General features: G+C 67.9%; 21 protein-coding genes. 11 read left to right on the top strand and 10 right to left on the bottom strand.

The window, feature by feature from the left end; translation table 11 throughout:
* Positions 1 to 5: 5 nt before the first annotated feature.
* From LPA45_RS02040 to LPA45_RS02025, 4 genes are read left to right on the top strand one after another with little or no spacing between them, the layout of a single operon-like run.
* Positions 6 to 1,256: a VWA domain-containing protein gene (locus LPA45_RS02040; protein ID WP_367395005.1), complete on the top strand. Its 1,251-nt coding sequence runs from the start codon at positions 6 to 8 to the stop codon at positions 1,254 to 1,256.
* On the top strand, positions 1,247 to 1,813 hold the full coding sequence (locus LPA45_RS02035) for a CoxG family protein (protein ID WP_116317075.1): 567 nt from the start codon (positions 1,247 to 1,249) through the stop codon (positions 1,811 to 1,813). The genes LPA45_RS02040 and LPA45_RS02035 overlap by 10 nt, the downstream gene beginning before the upstream one ends.
* Positions 1,786 to 2,826 (top strand): XdhC family protein, encoded by a 1,041-nt coding sequence (locus tag LPA45_RS02030; RefSeq protein WP_116317074.1) that lies wholly within the window; start codon positions 1,786 to 1,788, stop codon positions 2,824 to 2,826. Before LPA45_RS02035 ends, LPA45_RS02030 begins: the two co-directional genes overlap by 28 nt.
* Positions 2,827 to 2,849: 23 nt before the next feature.
* Complete coding sequence (locus LPA45_RS02025; RefSeq protein WP_367394859.1) at positions 2,850 to 3,455, top strand: NTP transferase domain-containing protein; 606 nt, start codon at positions 2,850 to 2,852, stop codon at positions 3,453 to 3,455.
* A 75-nt stretch (positions 3,456 to 3,530) separates the two neighbouring features.
* Here LPA45_RS02025 and LPA45_RS02020 read toward each other — a convergent pair whose 3' ends face one another.
* From LPA45_RS02020 to otsB, 4 genes are all read right to left on the bottom strand, one after another.
* On the bottom strand, positions 3,531 to 3,866 hold the full coding sequence (locus tag LPA45_RS02020; protein WP_116317072.1) for a 4a-hydroxytetrahydrobiopterin dehydratase: 336 nt from the start codon (positions 3,864 to 3,866) through the stop codon (positions 3,531 to 3,533).
* Between the two features lie 33 nt (positions 3,867 to 3,899).
* Entirely contained in the window at positions 3,900 to 5,291 is a 1,392-nt protein-coding gene (otsA, locus tag LPA45_RS02015; RefSeq protein WP_116317071.1) for an alpha,alpha-trehalose-phosphate synthase (UDP-forming), read from the bottom strand.
* Between the two features lie 64 nt (positions 5,292 to 5,355).
* On the bottom strand, positions 5,356 to 7,221 hold the full coding sequence (locus LPA45_RS02010; RefSeq protein ID WP_116317070.1) for a glycoside hydrolase family 15 protein: 1,866 nt from the start codon (positions 7,219 to 7,221) through the stop codon (positions 5,356 to 5,358).
* Positions 7,222 to 7,234: 13 nt separating this feature from the next.
* Positions 7,235 to 8,062, bottom strand: a complete 828-nt coding sequence (gene otsB / locus LPA45_RS02005) for a trehalose-phosphatase (RefSeq protein WP_116317069.1) — start codon at positions 8,060 to 8,062, stop codon at positions 7,235 to 7,237.
* Between the two features lie 300 nt (positions 8,063 to 8,362).
* Between otsB and ilvA the strand changes: the two genes are divergently transcribed.
* Entirely contained in the window at positions 8,363 to 9,901 is a 1,539-nt protein-coding gene (ilvA, locus tag LPA45_RS02000) for a threonine ammonia-lyase, biosynthetic (protein ID WP_116317068.1), read from the top strand.
* A 21-nt stretch (positions 9,902 to 9,922) separates the two neighbouring features.
* Positions 9,923 to 10,756 (top strand): NADPH-dependent 7-cyano-7-deazaguanine reductase QueF, encoded by an 834-nt coding sequence (gene queF, locus LPA45_RS01995; protein WP_367394858.1) that lies wholly within the window; start codon positions 9,923 to 9,925, stop codon positions 10,754 to 10,756.
* A gap of 43 nt (positions 10,757 to 10,799) precedes the next feature.
* Here queF and LPA45_RS01990 read toward each other — a convergent pair whose 3' ends face one another.
* Positions 10,800 to 12,176 carry a carbohydrate porin gene (locus LPA45_RS01990; RefSeq protein ID WP_116317066.1) on the bottom strand — a complete coding sequence of 459 codons (1,377 nt, stop codon included), beginning with the start codon at positions 12,174 to 12,176 and terminating at the stop codon, positions 10,800 to 10,802.
* A 176-nt stretch (positions 12,177 to 12,352) separates the two neighbouring features.
* Here LPA45_RS01990 and LPA45_RS01985 point away from each other — a divergent pair, with 176 nt between their 5' ends.
* The 5 genes from LPA45_RS01985 to LPA45_RS01965 are packed head-to-tail and all read left to right on the top strand — an operon-like array spanning position 12,353 to position 17,746.
* Positions 12,353 to 13,096, top strand: coding sequence for a TetR/AcrR family transcriptional regulator (locus LPA45_RS01985; RefSeq protein ID WP_116317065.1), 744 nt, complete (start codon positions 12,353 to 12,355; stop codon positions 13,094 to 13,096).
* On the top strand, positions 13,093 to 14,079 hold the full coding sequence (locus LPA45_RS01980; protein ID WP_116317064.1) for an HlyD family secretion protein: 987 nt from the start codon (positions 13,093 to 13,095) through the stop codon (positions 14,077 to 14,079). The genes LPA45_RS01985 and LPA45_RS01980 overlap by 4 nt, the downstream gene beginning before the upstream one ends.
* On the top strand, positions 14,076 to 15,062 hold the full coding sequence (locus LPA45_RS01975) for an ABC transporter ATP-binding protein (RefSeq protein WP_317919975.1): 987 nt from the start codon (positions 14,076 to 14,078) through the stop codon (positions 15,060 to 15,062). The genes LPA45_RS01980 and LPA45_RS01975 overlap by 4 nt, the downstream gene beginning before the upstream one ends.
* Positions 15,059 to 16,237, top strand: coding sequence for an ABC transporter permease (locus LPA45_RS01970; protein WP_116317062.1), 1,179 nt, complete (start codon positions 15,059 to 15,061; stop codon positions 16,235 to 16,237). The genes LPA45_RS01975 and LPA45_RS01970 overlap by 4 nt, the downstream gene beginning before the upstream one ends.
* Before the next feature lie 12 nt (positions 16,238 to 16,249).
* Entirely contained in the window at positions 16,250 to 17,746 is a 1,497-nt protein-coding gene (locus LPA45_RS01965) for an efflux transporter outer membrane subunit (RefSeq protein WP_367394857.1), read from the top strand.
* A gap of 23 nt (positions 17,747 to 17,769) precedes the next feature.
* Here LPA45_RS01965 and LPA45_RS01960 read toward each other — a convergent pair whose 3' ends face one another.
* Genes LPA45_RS01960 through LPA45_RS01940 form a run of 5 tightly spaced genes read right to left on the bottom strand, consistent with a single transcriptional unit; the run spans position 17,770 to position 23,859 of the window.
* Positions 17,770 to 21,054 carry a pilus assembly protein gene (locus LPA45_RS01960; protein WP_116317060.1) on the bottom strand — a complete coding sequence of 1,095 codons (3,285 nt, stop codon included), beginning with the start codon at positions 21,052 to 21,054 and terminating at the stop codon, positions 17,770 to 17,772.
* A gap of 39 nt (positions 21,055 to 21,093) precedes the next feature.
* Complete coding sequence (locus LPA45_RS01955) at positions 21,094 to 21,648, bottom strand: pilus assembly PilX N-terminal domain-containing protein (protein ID WP_116317059.1); 555 nt, start codon at positions 21,646 to 21,648, stop codon at positions 21,094 to 21,096.
* A 32-nt stretch (positions 21,649 to 21,680) separates the two neighbouring features.
* Positions 21,681 to 22,727, bottom strand: a complete 1,047-nt coding sequence (locus LPA45_RS01950) for a PilW family protein (protein ID WP_116317058.1) — start codon at positions 22,725 to 22,727, stop codon at positions 21,681 to 21,683.
* Positions 22,724 to 23,365 carry a type IV pilus modification protein PilV gene (locus LPA45_RS01945; protein ID WP_116317057.1) on the bottom strand — a complete coding sequence of 214 codons (642 nt, stop codon included), beginning with the start codon at positions 23,363 to 23,365 and terminating at the stop codon, positions 22,724 to 22,726. Before LPA45_RS01945 ends, LPA45_RS01950 begins: the two co-directional genes overlap by 4 nt.
* Positions 23,362 to 23,859: a GspH/FimT family pseudopilin gene (locus tag LPA45_RS01940; RefSeq protein ID WP_367394856.1), complete on the bottom strand. Its 498-nt coding sequence runs from the start codon at positions 23,857 to 23,859 to the stop codon at positions 23,362 to 23,364. The genes LPA45_RS01945 and LPA45_RS01940 overlap by 4 nt, the downstream gene beginning before the upstream one ends.
* Positions 23,860 to 23,861 lie beyond the last annotated feature (2 nt).

Genomic DNA, 23,861 nt, shown 5'->3' with positions numbered 1-23,861 from the left:
TGCCCATGCTGCACGCCGCGGCGCGCAGCGGCGGTCCTCAAGCGGGACTGCCGGTGCTGGCGCGCAACGTCACCCACTTCATGCGGCTGCTGCGCGACGGCGGCTTTGCCCTGTCGCCGGCGCACGCGGTGGATGCACTGACAGCGCTGCGCCTGATCGATATCGGCCGCCGCGACGAAGTACGCGCCGCACTGGCGGCACTGGTGCTGTCCGGCCCCGACCAGCGGCCACTGTTCGATGCCGCCTTCGACCTGTTCTGGCGCGATCCCGACTGGGAGGGCAAGCTGCGCGCGCTGCTGCTGCCGCGCGTCGACGCGGGCGCGCCGCCGCCGAAGCGCAGCAACCGGCTCGCCGATGCGCTGGCCGCGCGCCAGCCGGAAATGCCATCGCGCCCGGCCCAGGCAGAGGCGGAGCGCATCCACGTGCCGCTGACCTTCTCCGACCAGGAGCGCCTGGCACAACGCGATTTCGAAACCCTGACCGCGCAGGAATGGCGCGCACTGCAGCATCTGGTGCGCACCCGCCGCGCCCATCTTGCACTGCAGCGAACGCGCCGGCTGCGCGCCGCCACCTGCGGCACCCATGCCGACCTGCGCGCCAGCGCGCGCCTGGCAGTGCGCCAGCACGGCGAATGGCTGCGCTGGAAATTCCGCAAGCACGCCGAGCGCAAGCCGCCGGTGGTGCTGCTGCTCGATATCTCCGGCTCCATGAGCCAGTACTCGCGCGCGGTGCTGTACTTCTGCCATGCGCTGATGCAGTCGCGCGAGCGGCTGTCGGTATTCCTGTTCGGCACGCGGCTGACCAACATCACCCGCTCGCTGCGCGAACGCGACCCTGACGAGGCCGTCGCCGTGATCACGGCCCAGGTGCGCGACTGGGCCGGCGGCACCCGTATCGGCGCCGCGCTGGCGAGCTTCAACCGCCACTGGGCGCGCCGCACGCTGTCCGGCCGCGCCACCGTGCTGCTGGTCACCGACGGCCTCGACCACGAGCATATCGACCTGCTCGGCGACGAAATGGCTCGCTTGCGCCGCTTTGCGCACCGCATCGTCTGGCTCAATCCGCTGCTGCGCTACCCTGGATTCACGCCGCAGGCGCGCGGCGTGCAGGCGATCCTGCCGCATGTCGACACGCTGCGTCCCGCACATAACCTGGACAGCCTGCTGGCGCTCGAATCCCTGCTGTCCGACCAGGGCGGCCCGGTGCGGGCCGGCGCCCCCAACCCACCAAGAAAGGAAGCCCCGCCATGGAAATGAACCAGAGCCAGCGCCTGCCGATCCCCCAGCAGGTGGCATGGGAAGCCCTCAACGACACCGAGCTGCTCAAGCAATGCATCCCCGGATGTGAGAGTATCGAGCCCGACGGCGAAAACGCCTACCTGGTGGCCATGACGGCCGCGGTAGGCCCGGTCAAGGCGCGCTTCAAGGGCCGCATGGCGCTGGAGGATATCCAGGCTCCGGACAGCTACACCATCCGCTTCGACGGCCAGGGTGGCGCGGCCGGATTCGGCAAGGGCACCGCCCGCGTCAGGCTCGAACCCGATGGCGACGAGACCGTGCTGAGCTACACCGTCGACGCCCATGTGGGGGGCAAGATCGCACAGATCGGCTCGCGGCTGGTGGATGCCGCGGCACGCAAGCTGGCGGATACCTTCTTTGCGCGCTTCACCGAGGCGGTAACACCGGACACCACACAAGAAACACCAGCGGCCGAGGGCGCCCCCGCCGCAGCTGCTGGTAATAGCGAAACAAGCGAACAGACAGAGGAGCCGAAGCGGAAACGATCATGGACAGCGTGGATCTCGAAGTCCTGAAGAACAGCGTGCAGTGGCAACAACAGGGCCATCGCGTGCTGCTGGTCACCGTGGTGCGCACCTGGGGCTCGTCGCCCCGCCCGGAAGGCGCGATGCTGGCGGTGCGCGACGACGGCCTGGTAGTCGGCTCGGTCTCGGGCGGCTGCATCGAAGACGACATCATCGACCGCGTGCGCCGGCAAGGCATCACGTCGGACCAGCCCGAGGCAGTCAAGTACGGCATCAGCGCAGAGGAAGCCCACCGCTTCGGGCTGCCCTGCGGCGGCACCATCGAACTGGTCACCGAGCCGCTCAAGCCGGCCAGCGGCATTGCTGATTTGCTCGACGCGGTGGAGAACGGCCGGCTGGTCGCGCGCACGCTCGACATGAGCACCGGAGCCGCCACGCTGGGGCCTGCCAGTGCGACCGACGGGCTGGTCTTCGACGGCAAGACCTTGCTGACCATCCACGGCCCGCGCTACCGCATGCTGGTGATCGGCGCGGGGCAGCTGTCCAAGTACCTGTGCCAGATCGCGGTGGGGCTGGGCTTCCAGGTCACCGTGTGCGATCCGCGCGAGGAATACACGGAGACGTGGGACATCCCCGGGGTGACCATGGTGCGCACCATGCCGGACGACACCGTGATGGACATGAAGCTGGACGAGCGCTGCGCGGTGATTGCGCTGACGCACGATCCCAAGCTGGACGACCTGGCGCTGATGGAAGCGCTGCGCACCAATGCCTTCTATGTGGGCGCGCTTGGCTCGCGCCGCAACAACCAGACACGGCGCGAGCGGCTGAAGGAATTCGATCTGACCGAGCTGCAGCTGGCGCGGCTGCATGGGCCGGTCGGGATCTATATCGGCAGCCGCACGCCGCCGGAGATCGCCATCTCGATCCTGGCGGAAGTGGTTGCCGCCAAGAACCATGTGTCGCTGCCTGACATCCTGCAGGTGGAAGGCGCCAAGGCCGCGCGCGAGATGGCTGCCGGCACCGGCAGCAGCTGCGACGTTGCCGCTGGCCCGTCTGCCTGACGAGTGATAACCGAGTGCCCGCCATGACTGCCGCCCCCAATGCTCCCCTGCTTCGCACCGACCTGCCTACCGGGATTTTGCTGGCGGCTGGTTTTGGCCGACGCTTCGATGCCGCCGGCAAACGGAACAAGCTGCTTGAAATGTTGCCCGGTGGGCGCACCGTAGCGTGGCGCAGTGCGCGTACGTTGGCCGCGGCGTTGCCGGATTCGATTGCGGTGATTCGTCCGGGCAATCCCGCATTGGCGGAAGAACTCAAGCGTGGGGGTTGCCGCGTGCTCGAATCGGCCGACGCCGAATTGGGCATGGGGGCTGCGTTGCGCGCGGCGGTGGCGGCTACGCCTGATGCGCGGGGTTGGGTTGTTGCGCTGGCTGATATGCCTTGGTTGCCGTTGGAATTGGTGCGGGCGGTGGCGCTGACGATTACCACGCCGGAGACGATTGCCGCGCCATGGCGCAATGGGCAGCGGGGGCATCCCGTGGGCTTTGGTGCTGCCTGGCGGGATGACCTGCTCAGACTCGATGGGGATGAAGGGGCGCGGGCTTTTCTTCAGGGGAAGCCGGTGACGCGGATATTGACTGAGGATGAAGGGGCGTTTCGGGATATTGATACGCCTGGGGATTTGGGGTGATTTTTTTGTCTGGTGGCTTCTGTGCCTGGCGGCTGGGCAGCAACAGCAGCAACAGCAGCACATGAACAACAAGACCTACCCCACCAACTCCCCAGTCTTCACCGCCATGATGAAATCATTCCGATGCAGCCCCTTGATCTTCTTGGTCCGCCACGACACCGTGGCATGCCCCCAACCAAAGCTGATCTCCGGATGATGCCCCTGCTCTTCCGCGAGCTGCCCGACGCGTCCAACAAACGCCAGTGCCTCGGCGAAATTGCCAAAAGCAAAACGCCTCTCCAACCGCGTAGCCCCATCCACCAGATCCCATCCCGGCGCCTGCGGCAATAACGCCTCAGCCTCGTCAGGCGTCAACGGCGGCACCCCGCCCCGGCATGGCGTGCAAGTTTGCGACCCCAGATCCTCACTCATAGCCCACTCCCAAACAGGCAGGCAGCAAAGAAATCAACCGCCCTCGGTCTCAGCCAGCGCGCGCAAGAATTCACTACTCCACCAATGCACATCCTGCGCCCGAATCCGCTCCAGCAACTTCTGGTGCCGCGACTGGCGCTCGGCCAGCGGCATATGCAGCGCCTGCTGGATCGCCTGCGCAGTCGCACGGGTATCGTAGGGATTCACCAGCAGCGCCTCCTTCAACTGCTCCGCCGCGCCGGCAAAACGCGACAAGACCAGCACCCCCGGATCCTCCGCATCCTGCGCGGCAATAAACTCCTTGGCCACCAGATTCATCCCATCGCGCAGCGGCGTCACCAACGCCACGCGGCTGGCGCGGCATAGTCCAGGCAGGCGCTTGCGCGCGGTGGTGCGATGGATATACCGCACCGGCATCCAGTCCAGCTCCCCGAACTCGCCATTGATCGCGCCGGACAACCGCTCCATCTCGCTGCGCAAGTCCACATAGGCATCGACCGATTCGCGCGAAGGCGCGGCGATCTGCACCAGCGTGGCACTCATCCGGTTTTCCGGGTATTCCGCCAGCAGCCGGTAGAACGCCTTGAGCCGCTGCGGCAACCCCTTCGAGTAATCGAGCCGGTCGATGCCGAGCAGCAGCCGGCGGCGCGCGTACTGGCCGCACATCATCTCGTAGGTTTCCTGCGCTTCCTCGCCGCGTCCGAGTTCGATGAACTCGTCCACGTCGATCCCGATCGGGAACGCCTGCGCCCGCACCGTACGGTGGAAGGCGCGATAGCGGTGCTCGCCCATTGGCTCGGCCTGGGCCTCGGCCTGTACGTAGCGCGAGAAGTGGTCCACGTCGGCCTGGCTCTGGAAGCCGAGCAGGTCGTACGCGAACAGCGCCCGCATCAGCCACTCGTGCTGCGGGATGGCTGCCAGGATCAGCCGCGGCGGCAGCGGCACATGCAGGAAGAAGCCGATCTTCTGGCCGCAGCCGATCGCGCGCAGCTCGGACGCCAGCGGGATCAGGTGGTAGTCGTGGATCCAGATGACGTCGTCGGGCTTGAGCAGCGGCGCCAGCTTGCGCGCGAACAGCTGGTTCACGCGGCGGTATCCGTTCAGGAAGTTGGAATCGAAGTCGGCCAGGTCGAGCCGGTAATGGAACACCGGCCAAAGTACGCCGTTGCTGTAGCCCAGGTAATAGGCGTCATGGTCTTCGCGGCTCAGGTCGACCGTGGCCAGCGTCACGTTGCCGGCCTGCTGCAGGTGCAGGTCGCCTTCGCCGGGGGTACCGCCCTGGGCGGAGTCCAGCGCCTTGCCGCTCCAGCCGAACCACATTCCGCCGGTCTGGCGCAAGGCTTCGGAAAGCGCCACGGCAAGGCCGCCGGCGGCCACGTTGCGCGGATCTGCGACACGGTTGGATACCGCTACGAGTCTTGGCATATGTTGTTTTCTGGTGTCCTTTGTTCTTGTGCCATGCGGCGTGGCGGAATCGCAGGGTGCGGCATCAGATCACCGAGTCCCACGGCGCCGACAACCGCATCGCGCCGTTGATCAGCCCGACCATCGAGTAGGTCTGCGGGAAATTGCCCCACATCTCGCCGGTCACGGGGTGGGTGTCCTCGGACAGCAAACCGAGCGGGTTGCGCGCGGCGAGCATCGATTCGAAGATCTCGCGCGCCTCGTCGCGCCGGCCGATGCGCGCCAGCGCGTCGATACGCCAGAAGGTGCAGATATTGAAAGCTGTCTCCGGCTTGCCGAAATCGTCGGGGGCCTCGTAGCGGCGCATGTAGGGCCCGTCGCACAGCGAAGTCTCCAGCGCTTTCACCGTGGCGATAAAGCGCGGGTCGCGCGGATCGATGAAATTGACCTCGGCCATCAGCAGCACGCTGGCGTCGAGCTCGCGCCCGCCGAAGCTTTCGGCAAAGGCCTGGCGCGATTCGCTCCACGACTCGGCCAGGATCTGCTCTTTCATGCGGTTGGCATGGTCGTGCCAGTACGCCGCCCGCGTGGCGATCTGCAGCTTCTCGGCGACCTTGGCCAGCCGGTCGCACGCCGCCCAGCTCATCAGCGCCGACGAGGTATGCACACGGGCGCGCGTGCGCAGCTCCCACATGCCGGCATCGGGCGTGCCGAAGACTTTCACCGCCTGTTCGCCCACCTCTTCCAGCCGGCGGAACTCGGCCGGGCCGCCGCGGTGCAGCAGCCGGTGGTCATGGAAGGCCTGCGCCGCGCCCAGCACCACGTTGCCATAGACGTCATGCTGGAAGTGCTCCTGCGCCTGGTTGCCCACGCGCACCGGTCCCATGCCGCGGTAGCCGGGCAGGTGATCGAGCATGCTTTCCGGCAGCTCGCGTTCGAGGCCGATGCCATACAGCGGCTGGATATGGCCATCCTGCGACTGCATCACCACGTTGGAAAGCCAGCGCAGGTAGTCCTCCATAGTGCCGACTTCGGACAGGCTGTTGAGCGCGCGCACCACGAAAAAAGCGTCGCGCAGCCAGCAGAAGCGGTAGTCCCAGTTGCGGCCGCTGCCCGGGGCCTCGGGGATGCTGGTGGTCATCGCGGCGACGATGGCGCCGGTCTCTTCATACAGCGACATCTTCAGCGTGATGGCAGCGCGGATCACTGCGTCCTGCCATTCGCGCGGCACTGCCAGGCGGCGGCTCCACAGGCGCCAGTAGGCCGTGGTTTCCTGCTCGAAGTCGCGCGCGATCTCTTCCACGCCATGCGCCAGGGTCTCGTCCGGGCCCAGGATGAAGTTGTGCCCGCGCGTAACCAGGAACGGCGTGTGCGACAGCACGTAGGCCAGCGGCGCGTCCGTGGTCATGCGCAGCGTCATCGAGTCGCCGATATAGCGCACGTGGCTGCTGCCGCGCGTGATCTCCGGCGCCTTGCGGCCCCATTCGAAACGCGGCGCCACCACTACGCGCACGCGAGGCGCGCCGCGGACGGGGCGGATGCGGCGGATCAGCGTGGTCGGGCGGAAATAGCGCCCGAGCCGGAAGAAGCGCGGCGCGAAGTCGGTGATCTCCAGGCAGTTGCCGTGCGTGTCGGTCAACCGCGTGCGCAGCACCGCCGTATTGGGCTCGTACCACTGGGTGGCGCTGTGGTAATCCTCGATCTCGATCGAGAAATGGCCGGCGTTCTCGCTTGGGTCCAGCAGCGCGTTGAAGACAGGGTCGCCGTCGAAGCGCGGCAGGCAAGACCAGACAATGCGCCCGCGGCCGTCTACCAGCGCGGAAATCGCGCAGTTGCCGATCATGCCCAGCGAGAGCGAGCCCTCGGCATGCCGGGTGTTTCCGTCAACGGTCCTGTTTACGCCTTCGCTCGGCGGCTTGCCCAGCTCACTGGGGCTGCTCGTATTGGTCACAGCAGTACCTCCCTCAGGATGCTGTTGGATGCGGGATGTGGCGCGGTGCGCCCTCGTGGCCTGGCTCGGCCTCGTGCGGCACGGCGCCGGCATGGCCGGCGGCGCGCGCGGATTGGTCCAGCGCCCGCGCGGAACGGTGCAGCCAGCTGCGCAGCGCGGCGGGCCCCTCCACGCAGACGCCGGCCACGGTCTCGCGCCGGCCCACCAGCACGCCCAGCCCGCCGAGCTTGCGCACGGCGGCAAAGCCAGGCTCGTCAGTCATGTCGTCGCCGGCAAAGAGCGGCGTGCGGTCGCAGAACGGCGCCGACTTCATGAAGGCGGCGATGGCGTCGCCCTTGTCGACGCCGGCGGGCTTGATCTCGACCACCATCTTGCCGGGCAGTGCTTCCAGCCCGACCGCGTGACGCAATACGTCAGTGACCGCGGCATCGACCAGGCCGGCCAGCTCGGGCGCCTGGCGGTAGTGGATGGCAACGGCAACCGACTTGCGCTCCAGCCGCAACGCCGGATAGGCGTGCACCAGCGCTTCAAGGTGTGGGATCAGGGGTTCGAGGCCGGGCGCGGGTGTCTTGGACACCATGCCGCCGTCGGTGCGGAATTCGGCGCCGTGCACGCCGGCCGCCGGCAGCTGCAACGGCTGCAGGAAGTGGTCCAGCTCGACGATCGGCCTGCCGGAGATGACGGCGAGCGCGCCATCCAGCCGCTGGTACAGCGTGCGCAGCGTGCCGACCAGTTCAGGTTCTACCTGTACCAGTTCGGGCCGCGGCGCAAGATCGGCCAGCGTGCCGTCAAAGTCGAGAAACAGGGCGGTATTGGGTTCGATAAGCGGTAGCTGAGGCATCGCGTTACACCGTAACACGTCGTTTTGACCGGCGTCCACCGGGCGCCGTCCTACATGGCGGCAGCGCAATTCGCGACCGACGCAAGTCCGGGGCCAGCCGCAGGCATCCGCCCCATACCCCACCGCGAGTGCACGCCAGGCCACTCTCTCCACGCCCTTGCGCCGTCCCGCGCGTCGTGCCGAGGGCGGCGGAAGGGCCGCCCGGGTAGGGTGCGCGGCGCCGCCATCCTTTATCATTGGCGGTTTCCGCCAGAATTTCCGGCTTTTTTTGCGCCGCCCCCGCGGCCCTGCCCTGACACCATGACCCGCTCGTCCGCCGCCCGCCCCGACTATTTGAAGAAGATCCTGACCGCCAAGGTCTACGACGTGGCGCAGGAAACCGAACTCACCTACGCGCACCAGCTATCGGCGCGCACCGGCAATTCGGTCTGGTTCAAGCGCGAGGACACGCAGCCCGTGTTCTCGTTCAAGCTGCGCGGCGCGTACAACAAGATGGCGTCGCTGTCGGCGGAGGAACTCAAGCGCGGCGTGGTCGCCGCGTCGGCCGGCAACCATGCCCAGGGCGTGGCACTGTCCGCGGCGCGGCTGCAGTGCAAGGCCATCATCGCGATGCCGGTGACCACGCCGCAGGTAAAGATCGACGCGGTGCGCGAGCGCGGCGGCCAGTGGGTCCAGGTCGAGCTGCACGGCGAGTCCTACAGCGATGCCTACCACCACGCCGCCGAGTTGGAGAAGAAGCACAAGCTGACCTTCATCCACCCGTTCGACGATCCCGAGGTGATCGCGGGCCAGGGCACCATCGCCATGGAAATCCTGCGCCAGCACCCCGGCCCGATCCATGCCGTATTCGTCGCCATTGGCGGCGGCGGGCTGATCTCGGGCGTTGCCTCGTACATCAAGGCGGTGCGTCCGGAGATCAAGGTGATCGGCGTGCAGACCGTGGACTCGGATGCGATGAAGCGCTCGGTCGACGCCGGCAAGCGCATCGAGCTGAAGGAAGTGGGGCTGTTCTCGGACGGCACCGCGGTCAAGCTGGTCGGCAAGGAAACCTTCCGCATCACGCGCGAGCTGGTCGATGACATCATCCTGGTCGACACCGATGCCATCTGCGCCGGCGTGAAAGACGTGTTCCAGGACACGCGCAGCATCCTGGAACCGGCCGGCGCGCTCGCGGTGGCGGGCCTGAAGGCGTATGCCGAGCGCGAGAAGCTCAAGGGCCAGCATCTGGTCGCGATCGCGTGCGGCGCCAACATGAACTTCGACCGCCTGCGCTTCGTCGCCGAGCGCGCCGAGGTGGGCGAGGCGCGCGAAGGCGTGTTTGCCGTGACCATCCCCGAGGAGCGCGGCAGCTTCAAGCGCTTCTGCGAACTGGTCGGCACCCGCAGCGTGACCGAGTTCAACTACCGCATCGCGGACACCAGCATGGCGCATATCTTTGTCGGCGTGCAGATCGCCAGCCGCGCCGAGAACGACAAGATCGCCGCCAGCTTCCGCAAGCACGGCTTCGACACGCTCGACCTGTCCAACGACGAACTGGCCAAGCAGCATATCCGCTACATGGTGGGCGGCCGCTCGGCGCTGGCGCATGACGAGTTGCTGTACCGCTTCGAGTTCCCGGAGCGCCCGGGCGCGCTGATGCGGTTCCTGTCGAGCATGAGCCCGAACTGGAACATCAGCCTGTTCCACTACCGCAACCAGGGGGCGGACACTTCCAACATCCTGGTCGGCATCCAGGTGCCGAAGAACGAAAAGCGCGCCTTCCGTGCGTTCCTTTCGACGCTGGGCTACGTACACTGGGACGAAACGGACAACCCGGTGTACAAGCTGTTTTTGTCCTGAACGATCCCTGCTGAGCGCCCCATGAGCCTCCCCGAACATTCGCCGCTGGGCAAGCCCTCGGCCTACAAGACCGAATACGACGCCTCGCTGCTGTTCCCGATCCCGCGCCAGCCCAAGCGCACCGAGATCGGCCTGCCCGAAGGCAGGCCGGTGCCGTTCTTCGGCGTCGACATCTGGAACGCGTACGAGCTCTCATGGCTGAACCTGAGGGGCAAGCCGCAGGTCGCGCTGGCCACCTTCATCATCCCGTCGGACACGACCAATATCATCGAGTCCAAGTCGTTCAAGCTGTACCTGAACTCGTTCAACCAGACGAAGATTGCATCGCCCGAGGCGCTGCAGCAGCTGCTGCACCACGACCTGTCCGAAGCCACTGGCGGCACGGTGCAGGTGCGGCTGGTCACCGAGTCAGATCTCGGCAAGCAGCAGATGGGCGAGCTTGACGGCCTGCTGCTGGACCGGCTCGACATCGAGGTCGACCGTTATGAGCCCGCGCCCGAACTGCTGTTCGCCGACCAGGACGAAACGCCGGTGGAGGAAACGCTGGTGTCGCACCTGCTCAAGTCCAACTGCCTGGTCACGGGCCAGCCCGATTGGGGCAGCGTGCAGATCCGCTACGTGGGCGCGCCGATCAACCAGGAAGCGCTGCTCAAGTACCTGATCTCGTTCCGCAACCATAACGAGTTCCACGAGCAATGCGTCGAGCGGATCTTCATGGACGTGCTGCGGCAATGCAAGCCGGTCAAGCTGGCGGTGTATGCGCGCTATACGCGGCGCGGGGGGCTGGATATCAATCCGTTCCGGACCAACTTCAATACGGCCTGGCCGGATAACAAGCGCAACGCGCGGCAATGAGCGCGCAGCAATAAGCGCGCAGCAATAAGCGCACGACGTGGAGTCAGAACTCCCCGTGAAACCTCACCCCGTAAAACTTCACCGGCCCGCGATCCCGGTTGTAGCCGGGATTGCGCACGAACTGGAAGTCCGGGCTGATGCTCAGGTACTTCACCGGCTGGAAGCTGTAGTAGATCTCCAGGATCTGCTCGGGCCCGTAGCGCAATGCGCCATCGCCAAGAAACGCGCCCTGCCCGCCCGCGGCAAGATAGTTGCGATGCTGGCCGCCCAGCATATTGATCGCCACGGCCACGCCCAGTGCATCGCGGGCACGTCCCCACGCCTCCCCCTTCAGCACGCCGCCCGCTGACACCTGCCTGCCGATCTCGGTAAAGGCATAGGTCTCGGTCTTGTCGTCCGACAGGCTCGCGCGCGCGAACACTCCCAGCGAATCCGTCACCTCCTGCAGCAGCGTCACGCCGACGCCGGTTTTGGCATGCTCGCGCCGCACGTTGGCCAGGTCCGGCGTGGTGTTGTTGGCGATGCCGAACTGGATCGCATCGCTGAACGCGCCCATGCGCGCCTTGTTGCGGAACAGCAGCAGCCGCGCGGTGCCGGGGCGGCCCGCGAGCTGGTAGCGCTTCTCCAGTTCGATGATGTCGCCATAGTGCTCGAACATGCGCGTGTCGAGCTCCAGCCCGTTCGATTCCAGCGGCTGCAGGAAGCGTCCGATGCGCGCCGACCAGCCGTCGCCGATGTACTCCAGCGACACGCCCCAGGTATAGCCGCGCGCATCGGCCGGATAGTCGAACGCGCCATGCGTCATGAACGACCAGTTCATGAATTGCGTGCGCGGGTCCGAGCCGAATTCATTCTGGTCGAATACATCGAGCACGCCGAAGTTGCCCGCGGTCAGCACCACGCGCTGGCGGTCGACAGTGCGCGCGAACTGGTTGAAATCGGCCTCCAGCGTTTCGCTGCCGCCGCCCATGCCCCACGTCTGCCGCACGAAGGCGCGGGCGCGGTAGAAGACGGGGTTGGTGCTGGCCGCCTTGCCCAGTTCGCCGTTGGACAGCCCGCCCAGGCCATGCAGGCCCGAGAACGGCACGCCTTGCGTGGCTTCCGGGTTGAAGTGGAATTCCGCACCCCGCCACAGCTTCAGGCCCAGGTCCAGCGTCGCGCTGAACGAGTAGCTCTTGGCGCGTTCGGTGCCAAGGCTGTTCGGGCCCGAATACGCGGCGTTGAACGCCGGCTTGCGCTGCCAGATGTAGGTGCTCTGGCCGTGGAAGGCGAACGGGCTTTCCGTGTCGGCGGCAGCGTCTGCAGTGATCGCCTGCTGCGCCGTTGCGGGCAGGCAGGCGCAGCAGGCCAGCGCGGCCAGCGCGCGGCGGAAACTGCATCGGGCGCGCGGGTACGCGGTGGCAAGTGGCGCAAACAGCATGGAAGAAGGGGCTGGCGAACGAAGTGCCGGGAGCGGCGCCCCCGGCGCACGCAGCATAGCCAAGGGCACATGACATGTCCACCGCGAGCCAGGTGCGGGAATGCCGACGTTGTAACCGGGCTTGAATTAATTAATTCGAAAATTAATATTGATTCGACACGGTTCAATACATAGCCATGCCACGCAAACCCGCTACCCCGAAGCCGCCAGAGCGTCGCACGCCCGGGCGCCCTGCCGCCGGCCAGCCCGGCCAGCGCGAGCGCATCCTCGATGCCGCCACCGACCTGTTCTCGCGGCAAGGCGTCGCCGGCACGCCGGTCAAGGCCATCGCCGTGCTGGCGGGCGTCACGCCCGCGCTGGTCCACTATTACTTCAGCGACCGCGACCTGCTGCTCGATGCCGTGATCGAGGAAAAGGTGCAGCCACTGGTGGCACAGTTCTTCGCCGCCGGCCCGCAGGACACTGAGCCGTTGGCGATGCTGGTCGGCATCGCCACCCGGCTGGTCCGCGCCGTGGCCGATACGCCCTGGTTTCCCGGCCTGTGGATCCGCGAGGTCGCCAGCGACGACGGCGCGCTGCGCGAGCGTGTGCTGAAGCGCTTCGCGCTGCAGCGTGCCGGCGCCATGATGGCGCCGCTGGCCGCGGCGATCGCCAACGGGCAGCTCAACCGCGGGCTGGAACCGGCACTGGTGATGCCGTCGCTGGTGGGCCTGACGCTGCTGCCGCTGGCCACCACGCATATCTGGCGCCGGCTGCCCGGTGCCGAGGCGGTCGATACCGACGCGCTGGTGCGCCATGTCTCGGCACTGCTGACGCACGGCCTGAGCCCCGTGCCGACTGCCGGTGCCAACGCCTCCCCTGCACCCGCATCGAAAAAGAAGGGCCGCGCGCCCAGGCATTCCCCGGAGTCCGCTTCATGAACACCGCTGTTTCCGACCTTCTCGCGCCGCCGCGCGCGCTCCCCATCGCTGCGCTGCTCGGCGCCGCGCTGCTGGCCGCCGGCTGCAGCAAGTCCGGCACCGACACCTGGCAAGGCTATATCGAAGGCGAGTTCGTCAGCGTCGCCTCGCCCTTTGCCGGCCGCCTCGATACGCTCTCCGTGCAGCGCGGCCAGCAGGTCGCGCAGGGCGCCGCGCTGTTCGCGCTCGAATCCGATGACGAACGCGCCGCGCGCCAGCAGGCCGAGGACCAGTTGCGCGCCGCCGAAGCCCAGTTGCAGGACATGAAGACCGGCAAGCGCCCGGTCGAGGTCGACGTCAGCCGTGCCCAGCTGGCGCAGGCGCAGGCCCAGGCGCAACGCAGCGCCGCCGCGCAGCGTCGCGACGAGCGCCAGTTCGAGATCGGCGGCATTGCGCAGGCGCAGCTCGACGAATCGCGCGCGCAGGCCCGCAGCGATGCGGCACGCGTGCGCGAGCTGCAGCGCGATATCGACGTGGCACGGCTGCCGGGCCGCGATGCGCAGCAGGCGGCGCAGGCCGCGCAAGTCGCCGCCGCGCGCGCCGCGCTGGCGCAGGCAGACTGGAAGCTGTCGCGCAAGACCGTGGCCGCCACGCAGGCCGGGCTGGTCTACGACACGCCCTACCGCCTCGGCGAATGGGTGCCCGCCGGCAGCCCGGTGGTGCGCATGCTGCCGCCCGGCAACGTCAAGGTGCGCTTCTACGTGCCCGAGGCCGTGGTCGGCGCGCTGCGCAACGGGCAGGCGGTGCAGGTGCGCTGCGACGGCTGCGCCGCGCCGGTGGCGGCCAGCATCACCTATGTCGCGAACGAAGCCGAATTCACGCCGCCGGTGATCTACAGCAACGAGACCCGCAACAAGCTGGTGTTCCTGGTGGAAGCGCGCCCGTCGGCCGCCGATGCCATCAAGCTGCGGCCCGGCCAGCCCGTCGAGGTGGTGCGGCAATGAACACGAGCATTGACACCGGCGCCAGCGCCAACGGCCGCGCGCAAGGACTCGCCATCGACGTGCGCGGGCTGAACAAGCACTTCGGCGACAAGCACGTGGTCAACGACCTCAGCATGCAGGTCGCGCGCGGCGAGATCTTTGGCTTCCTCGGTCCCAACGGCAGCGGCAAGACCACTTCGATCCGCATGATGTGCGGCCTGCTGACGCCCGATTCCGGCGAGGGCACCTGCCTGGGCTTCGACATCCTGAGCGAGTCCGACGAGATCAAGCGCCGCGTCGGCTACATGACGCAGAAATTCTCGTACTGGGACGACCTGTCGATCCGCGAGAACCTCGACTTCGTCGCGCGCGTGTACGGCATGCCGGACCGGCGCAATGCGGTCGACCGCGCGCTGGAAGACCTGGGCCTGGCCACGCGCTCGGCGCAGCTCGCCGGGTCGCTGTCGGGTGGCTGGAAGCAGCGGCTGGCGCTGGCGGCGTGCCTGCTGCACGAGCCGGAACTGCTGCTGCTGGACGAGCCCACCGCCGGCGTCGACCCCAAGGCGCGGCGCGACTTCTGGGAGCAGTTGCACCTGCTTGCCGCGCGCGGCATCTCGGTGCTGGTCAGCACGCACTACATGGACGAGGCCGAGCGTTGCCACAAGCTCGCCTATATCGCCTACGGCAAGCTGCTGGCGCAAGGCACCGCCGACGAGGTCGTGGCCAGCCAGCATCTGTCGACGTGGAGCGTGGAAGGCGACGACCTCGCCACGCTGTCAGGGCAGTTGCAGGGTGCGCCCGGCGTGGAGCAGACCGTGGCATTCGGCACCGCGCTGCACGTCACCGGCCGCGACGCGCAGGCGCTGGCCGCCACGCTTGAACGCCTGGCCGGACCGGGACGCCGCGTGACGCAGACCGAGACCAGCCTGGAAGACGTGTTCATCCACATGATGAGCCGGGCCGAGGACAACATGGGCACGCGCAAGGCGAAGGAGCCGACATGAACGCCGCCGCCATCCGGAACCCCCGCAAGCCACGCGCCAACGGCACGCGCTTTTCGCTCCAGCGCTGGTGGAGCATCGTGCTGAAGGAATTCCTGCAGCTGCGCCGCGACCGCGTCACCTTTGGCATGATCGTCGGCCTGCCGATCATGCAGTTGCTGCTGTTCGGCTTTGCCATCAACACCGACCCGCGCCACCTGCCGACCGCGGTGATCGCCGCCGACCAGAGCGAATTCACACGCACCTTTATCGCCAGCATGCAGAACTCCACCTACTTCAAGGTGGTCGCCACGCTGCCCGACGAAGCTGCCGGACGCGAGGCGCTGATGAAGGGCGACGTGCAGTTCGTGCTCAGCATCCCGCCGGACTTCACGCGCAAGCTGCTGCGTGGCGAACGCCCCGCGCTGCTGGTGGAGGCCGATGCCACCGATCCCTCGGCCACCGGCCAGGCGATCGCCGCGCTGCCGCAGCTGCCGTTCAGCGTCGGCACCCATGACCTGAAAGGCTCGCTGGCGCCGCTGGCGGGCGGCAAGGCGCCGTTCGACGTGCAGGTGCAGCGCCTGTACAACCCAGAGGGCCTGACCCAGTACAACATCATCCCCGGCCTGATGGGCGTGATCCTGTCGATGACCATGGTGATGATGACCGGGCTGGCGATGACGCGCGAACGCGAGCGCGGCACCATGGAAAACCTGCTGGCCACGCCGGTGCGGCCGCTGGAGGTGATGACCGGCAAGATCGTGCCGTATATCTTCATCGGGCTGATCCAGTCGACCATCGTGCTGCTGGCCGCGCGCTGGATCTTCGACGTGCCCTTCGTCGGCTCGGTGACTGCGGTGTACCTGGCGGCGCTGCTGTTCATCGCGGCCAACCTGACGGTGGGCATCACGCTGTCGTCGCTGGCGCAGAACCAGCTGCAGGCCATGCAGCTGACTTTCTTCTACTTCCTGCCCAACATCCTGCTGTCGGGCTTCATGTTCCCGTTCGCCGGCATGCCCGGCTGGGCGCAGGCGATCGGCAACATCCTGCCGATGACGTATTTCAACCGCATGGTGCGCGGCATCCTGCTCAAGGGCAGCGGCTGGGCCGAGCTATGGCCACAGGTCTGGCCGATGGCGCTGTTCATCGTGGTGGTGATGATGATCGCGGTGCGCTTCTACCGCCGCACGCTGGACTGAAGGATTGTTGCCATGACCCGATTTCTTCCTCTTGTGACCGTGGCCGTGGCCGCGTTGCTGGCCGGCTGTGCCGTCGGCCCCGACTTCCGCAGCCCCGCGCCGACCGACGACGCCGGCTACGTGCCAGGCCCGCAACCGGTTGCCACCGTGGCGGCCGACAGCGGCGATCGCCACCCGCAATCCCACGCGCAGACGCTGGCCGCCGGCGCCGACGTGCCGGCGCAATGGTGGACGCTGTTCCGCAGCCCCGAACTGGACGCCACCATCCGCATGGCGCTCGACGCCAGCCCCACGCTGGCGCAGGCGCGCGCGCGGCTGCGCGAGGCGCAGGAAAACCTCGTCGCGCGCACCGGCGCCACGCGCTGGCCCGCTGTCGACGCCCAGCTCAATACCACGCGCCAGCAGGTCAATTTCCAGTCGATGGGCATTACGTCGATCCCCAGCCCGGGACCGTTTACGCTGTACGGCGCCACGGTGCAGGTGTCCTACGTGCTCGACCTGTTCGGCGGCCAGCGGCGCGAACTCGAAGGGCTGCAGGCCGCGGTCGACTACCAGGGCTACGAGCTGGAAGCGGCGCGGCTGGCGCTGGCCGCCAACGTCGCCACCGCGGCGATCCGCGAAGCAGGACTGCGCGCGCAGCTGGCCGATACCCTGGCGCTGGCGGAAGCCCAGCGGCGCCAGCTCGGCATCGCCGACGAACGGCTGCGCGCCGGCGGCGTCGCGCGCGTCGACGTGCAGCGCCAGCGCGCGCAGCTGGCGCAGACGCAGGCGCTGGTGCCTGGCCTGCAACGCCAGCTGGAGACCACGCGGCACCAGCTCGCGGTCTACACCGGCCAGACCCCGGCAGCGGCCTCGTTGCCGACATTCACGCTGGACGCGCTGCATCTGCCCGACACGCTGCCGGTCAGCCTGCCGGCCACGCTGGCGCGGCGCCGCCCCGACATCCGCGCGGCCGAAGCGCTGCTGCACCAGGCCAGCGCCGATATTGGCGTGGCCACCGCCAACCTCTATCCGCAGGTAACGCTGAGCGCCAGTGGCGGCAGCCAGGCCACCGCCGCGCGCGACCTGTTCAGCAGCCTGAACGTGTGGAGCCTCGCCGCCGGGCTGGTGCAGCCGGTATTCCGCGGCGGCGAACTGCAGGCACGCAAGCGCGCGGCAGAAGCGGCGTACGAGCAGGCGCTGGCCGCCTACCAGCAGGCCGTGCTGCAAGGCTTGCAGGACGTGGCGGATTCGCTGCGCGCGCTGGAGGCCGACGCCGCCACGCTGCGCGAGCGCGCCGACAACGCGCGCCAGGCGCGCGACACGCTAACGGTGGTATCGGAACAGTACCGGCTCGGCGGCGTCAGCCAGCTGGCCGTCCTCGATGCCGAGCGCGAGGCGCGGCAGGCTTCGTTGGACCTGGCGCAGTCGCGCGCCGACCGGCTGGCGGATTCGGCGGCGCTGCTGCAGGCGCTGGGCGGCGGGTGGTGGCAGGAAGGCGACAGCGCAGCGTTGAAGTCGCCACGCTGACCATGGTGGCCTAACCCTCGCAGCTACTTCTTGTCGGCCTCCGAGTACCAGTAGGTGCGCTTGCGCTTGCCGACGCTCGCGGGCTTGACCTCCTGTCCGCCCAGCGATGAAGTGGCATCGCCACCGCCGCCGCCCTGCTTGCCGCCGCCGATCAGCACCGGCACCAGCCGCGTGGAGCCGTCGGGCTGCGTCACCGACACCATGCCGAACACCGGTGACGGCGGCAGGCCGCCGTTGTCGAAGACCACATAGCGCGGGCCGTTGTCGATGCCCTGCCCGTTCAGGAACGACACCGCGTAGCCGCGCGCGATGCCGAGGTCGGGGTAGCACGCGCCCGCCCGGATCGGCGATGGCGTATTGGTGCCGAAGTAGGTGTAGCCAGCCACCGTCAGCGGCGCGTTCACCGCCTTCTCGCCGGCCCCGAACGCCAGGTAGAAGCCGTTGACGGCCGCCGAATCGCGGTAGGCCACGCTGGTCGCATCGACCAGGGTCGATTCCTTGACCGCCGTCCATTCCGCGGGCAGGCCCTTGCCGGTGTTGGGGTCCTTGACCATGTAGAAGCGGTTCCGCACGTTCTGCGCCGCGCCCGCGGTATTGCTGGTCGAGTACAGCGGCTTCTCGCGGTCGCCCGAGGCAATCATCACGGCATCGTACTTGCCGGTGGCGACCACGTCGGGCGGGTAGAGGAACTTGCGCGCGTCGTTGGTATTGACCGCGCCACCCAGTTCCGCCAGCTTGCCGATCGACCATTGGGCCGGCAGGTCGCTGGTATTGGAGCCAAAGTCGATGCGCCAGACATTGCCGCCCACGTCGCCGACATAGGCCTTGTCGGCATAGCCGTCGCCGTTGCGGTCGACCACCGCGACGTCGGACGGGATCGCGCGCTTGAGCGCGGGCACGGTCACGCAGGTGCCACCGAATCCGGTGCAATCGGCCAGCGCGGCCCACACCGGGTCGCCCTTGATAGCGTCCAGCACGATCACGCCGCGGCCCTGCAGGTTGCCTGCCGTGGCATCGCCATTGAGCGCCGGATCGCGGTCCTCGCCGTCCGGGTCGTAGCCCGCGCCCATGATCAGCACCGGGCCCGTATGGCCGCGCACCTGCATCACGCGCGGCTGCGACCAGGTCTGCCCCAGCTCGGCGATATCGCTGTTGGTCTTGCTCCACAGGTACTTCGGCTGGCCCGGATCAGTCACGTCGAGCGCATAGATCAGCCGGCCGCCGCGCCGTGCGGTCAGGTAGATCACTACCTTGGGGCCGGTGGTGGCGGCCAGGTTCTGGTAGACCGTGGTGGTGCCGTCAAAGAAATAATCGCGCGGCTGGAACTGGGTGTCGCCGGTTGCCGCCGGGCTGCCGGTCAGCTGGATCTCGGGCGCGTTGTTATACAGCCGTGCCAGCTTGCCGTAGAACTCCGGCGCGACGAAGCCCCACAACTCACCGCCCGGGCGCACCATGCCGGACGTGGTGGCAATGGCCGTGGTGCGGTTGCCATTCACGGCGTGAAACACGCCGTCGTTGGCGCCGTAGAACACCACCACGCCGGTGGTGCCGCCATAGTCCACCACCACCGGCCGGGAATGCAGCACGTCGCCGTGGATCGAGCCGCGCACCGTGACGTTGCCGCCGGGACCGGGCTCGGCCTCCTTGCGCGGATCGGTGCCGGTCAGGCTGGAGAAGACATCCTTGCCACGCATCCACGCAATCATGTTGGCTACGTCGGCGGTGGTGGTCTTGAGCAGCGACGGGCCGCTGCCTTCGGTCAGCGCCTTGTTGCCGGTATCGAATGCCGCCAGCGTCGGCGTGGCCGCACCGCACTTCGCATTGGCGCAAGTCAGCAGGCGCCGTGCCGTCTGGCCGGTGAGGTAGTCGGCACGCAGCATCTGGGCGGCACCGCCCTTCTCCACGATCTCGCCGTCGGGCGCATCCTTGGCATTGCGCAGCAGCGCCGATGCGTTCTTCCAGAAGCCGTCCGCTGGCCAGTCGGTGACCACCGACGAGCCACCCAGCACCTTGGGCGGATCCTCGGTCCAGTAGCTGCGCGCGTTTGGCGAGATGAAGCCGGTGCCCGCCTTGCTGACGGCGCCCCTCTCCGGTTCGTCAATCGCGCCCTGCGTGCCGGCGTCGAGCATCACCAGGCTGCCTGCGCTGTCGTAGCCGAGCTTGTACTGCTTCAGGTTGCCGACCCATCGCGGCCGCGCCTTGCCGTCGGGGCGGAACATGCCGATATAGACCTGGTTCAGGTACGAACCCTGCCCGTTCACGCTGACCGGCAGGCTGACCGAGGCGAACACGTTGTTCACCGCCTGCATCTCGTTGAAGATTTCCTTCAACGCATTGGACAGCGCATCGGCATCGCCGGACTTGACCAGGTAGTTGCCGCCGCCGCCCGCCTTGCCCATGCTGGCGGCAAAGTCTCGGTAGTCCAGGCTTTGCTTGCTGCCGTCGGTCACCGCGATGGTGTAGGTGATGACGTTCTGCCGCGTCGGCGTATCCGTGTTGGCGTTGTTGGCGGCATTCAGGTCCATCTCATACAGGAAGCGCGCCCATTCGTCGCCCCAGTTGTCGATGTTGTTGCCCTTGGGCAGCCCCAGCGGCACCAGCTGCGCGGCGCTGGCGCCCGCCTCGCGCAACTTGTTGTAGGCGTCCTGGCCGGTGTCCTGCGGCTTGCCGTTGTTAAGCGCGTTGGCGATGTAGATGATGAAGTTGCGCTGGCACGGGTTGGTGATCGGCGAGGTGTACTTCGTCCCTGACAACCCGGTCTTGCCAGAGAAAAAGGCCCAGGCCTCCTGCATGCCGCCGCCGACCTGCGAGTTGTTGGCGTTGTCCGCGATGCGATCGATGGTGGTGATGTAGTTCAGGAAGGCAGTGCCGCCCTGTGCGTCCATCAGCGTCAGCCCCGGCGGCGCGGTCGGGGGCGTCACACCAGGAAAGCGGAACTGCCCGCCGGTGTTGGTGCCATGCCCGAACATCATCAGCCCAAGGTTGATCTTGCCCTTGGTGTTGTCGTCCTTGATCAGGTCCGAAATGGCCTTGTACAGCGCGCACTGCTCGGCGCCGACGTTGTTGTTGAGGTTGTTGCTGCCGACCACGCCGTCTATCCCGCACGTGAACGCCGCATTGGCATTCCACGCCGACGCATTGTCGAGAATCAGCAGCACGTTGGGTCGCGTACCGGCGTTGGACTGAAGTCCGGTGAACAGGTCGATGTCTTCGGCGTGGGCTGCAGGCATGGCCGCAACCAGCGACAGCGCGGCGGCACAGGCAGCGAAAGCGCGAGACATGCGTGGGCGGCGTGCGGACAGGAGCATGCGGTTTTTCCTTTCAGGAGCTGATTCTTGCCCGCCGCGTCACGGGCACGTGGAGCCATACAGCGTGCGTACCGCCACGCCCTGGTGCACGGTCATCACCGTGCCGGTACCGGCGGCATCGTTGACGGTCGCCGCCACGTCCCATTGCGTGTCGTTGCACAACGAGCTGACCGCGCCCGCGCCGGAGGCGCCGATCACCAGGTTGCCGTTGGCGGTGGCGCTGCCGAGCGTGCATTCCGCGTCCTCGGGATGCGTTTCCGGGTCGATCACCTTGACCACCGGCTTGCTGGTGACGCAGGTGGGCGCCGCCACCTGTGCCACGTAATCTGGCTTGCCGTCGCCGCTGACGTCGACGGGCACCTCCACCGCCGCCGGCGCCTTGGTGAAATCGTCGGAGATCACCTGCTCGATCGCCTGCTGCGCCACGTCGCGCGCCTCGGCGGTGTGCTGCTGGTTGGCCGCGACCTTGACGTTGACCAGGCCGGAATTGACCATGGCCACCGCGATCAGCAGGAACAGCACCATGAACACCAGGGTCACGACCAGCGTGACCCCGGTCTGCCGGCGGCGCAGCTTGCCTGGGGACTTCGTCATTGCATGCTCTTTGCGGTTACCTGCGGATCGGGTTATTGCTCGCGCGTGCCGGCTACGTTGACCATCCGCGCTACCTGGGCGTAGACATGGCGCTTGTAGCCATCGTTAAAGGGGCCGCTGGCGACGCCGCGGCCCAGGTCATAGCTGCGCGTATCGGTCTGTCCGGCCGAAGGCTTCAGCGTGCGCGCCAGCACGTTCACGCGCACCGTGGTGACATTGGCCTGGTTGTTAAGCGCAACGCCCCAGTCATAGCCGGGCACGCCGGGGCAGGCGGCGCTGTTGTTCGCGGTCGGGTCCGCCACATAGCAGTCGGCCGAGCCGTTGCCATCCAAGTCGACGCCGTATTCCACATGCATGTCCTGCACGCCCTGCGCGATCGAGCGCGCCTGGAACGCGCCGCCGGCCAGTTCGGCCATCTTCAGCGTGGGGATGCCGTCGCCGCCGTTGCCGCAGCGGTCGCAGCCGGCCAGGTAGAAGATGCGCACCACGGCCTGCCTCAGCTCGGCGGGCTGGTTCGGGTCGCACAGCTTGGTGCGCAACGGGAAGGCGGCGGCGGCGCTGGCATCGAATGCGAACGGCACGGTGTCCTGCGAGCACGCGGACACCTGCAGGTAAGGCACGCCGGCGGCCGGCGCGGCGACCGGCGTGGTCGAGACGCGCCGCACCACCAGCACTTCCGAAGTCGGCAGCAGGTCGGGCAGGCATGCCGCCGCCACGCCGGGGCCGTAGCCGGCCAACGCCAGCGGCACGGTTTCGCCGGTGGCGGAGAAGCCCAGCGTGCCGGCATCGGTGGCGCACAGCGCCGGCGCCGCGGCCTTCATGGCACGGCCGATGTTGCCGACGCCGTAGAAGCCGGCCAGTTCCACTTCGCGCCGGATCTGCTCCAGCGCATAGCGGCCGTTCTCCACCTGCTCGGCCGATTTGACGAACTCAGTGCGCGACAGGCTGTTGGCGTAGTACAGGCTGGCCAGCGCGGTCAGCATCAGCAGTCCGATGGTGATGCCGATCATCAGCTCGACCAGCGACACGCCGCGCTGGCGCAGCCGGCGTTGTGCGATACGCGGAGGCAGGCGTTTCATGACACGGTCCCCAGCGAGCCGATGCGGATCTGCGTGCTGACCGCACGGCGGTAGGCCTCGCCGCCGTACTGGTTCTGGCCGCAGCCAAGCGCGGGGGCGCCGGTGGCGGCCAGGCCCTGCCAGGCGACGGTGATGCGGTAGACGTTGGCAGCCGCGTCGACCGTGTCGATGCAGCCGCGCGCACCGATCATGGCGCCGACCGCCCGCGCCGCCACGCCGCTGGCCGCGGCAGTCATTTCGGCACTGCCCAGCAGCGCGGTGTTCCACGCCTGCAGGTCGCCATTGGCGGTGGCGTTCTGCGCGGCCGTTCCCAGCGCGCAGGCCGCCGGCGCGGCGCTGCCGGTGCCCAGGCGCACGCCGTTGGCGCCATCGGCATAGCACTGTGCCACCTGGCGGTTGGCATTGATGCGCGCGGCCATGTCCTGCAGCAGCGCCATCGCCTGCACGCGCTGGTAGGACTCCATCTCGTTCTGGCCCGAGCGTGCCACCAGCCCGGCCGTGCCCAGCAGCGCGACCAGCAGGATCACCACCGCCACCAGCACTTCGATCAGCAGCAGGCCGCGTTGCGCTGCGCGGCGCGGCAGGCGCGCCCGTCGTTGCCCGTGGCGGCGGGCGGCGCGATCAGGGATGCGGGTCATGAACAGGCTCCCGTGTCGGAGGCAACGCGGCCGGTCTCGCTGACCTGCACGCACACGCGCAGCGCGGCCGCCGTATCGTTGGCGGGCGCGAGCTCGAAGCGCATGGCCGCGCCGGTGAGCCGGCCGTCGTTGCCGAGCGCCACCGCGCCGGCAGCGCTGGGGGTGATGGTGAGGCCGCCGTACGGCCCGAAGGTGCGCACCGTCTGCGCGCCGGCGCTGACGGCCCAGCCCGCGGTCCAGGCCGCGCCGGTGGGCGCCAGCGTCACGGTGGCGTTGCGCTTGACTGCCTCGCTGCGCGCCAGCAGCAGCGCCGAACTCAGGTCGAGCGAGGCGCTGCGCACGCGCTGCCCTGCCATCAGCGAGGCAAACGAGGGCGCGGCAGCGAACGCGAGGATCGCCAGCACGGCCAGCGTGCACATCAGTTCGACCAGGGTGAAGCCACGCAGCGCCCGAGGCTGCCGGTGGCGATGGTGAAGCCGGTAGGTGGCTGCCATGG

This window comes from Cupriavidus sp. Agwp_2, from assembly GCF_040784895.1.
Classification (GTDB): Bacteria; Pseudomonadota; Gammaproteobacteria; order Burkholderiales; family Burkholderiaceae; genus Cupriavidus.
The sequence above is the reverse complement of the archived record's forward strand: the minus strand, read 5'-3'. Positions and strand labels throughout refer to the sequence as shown.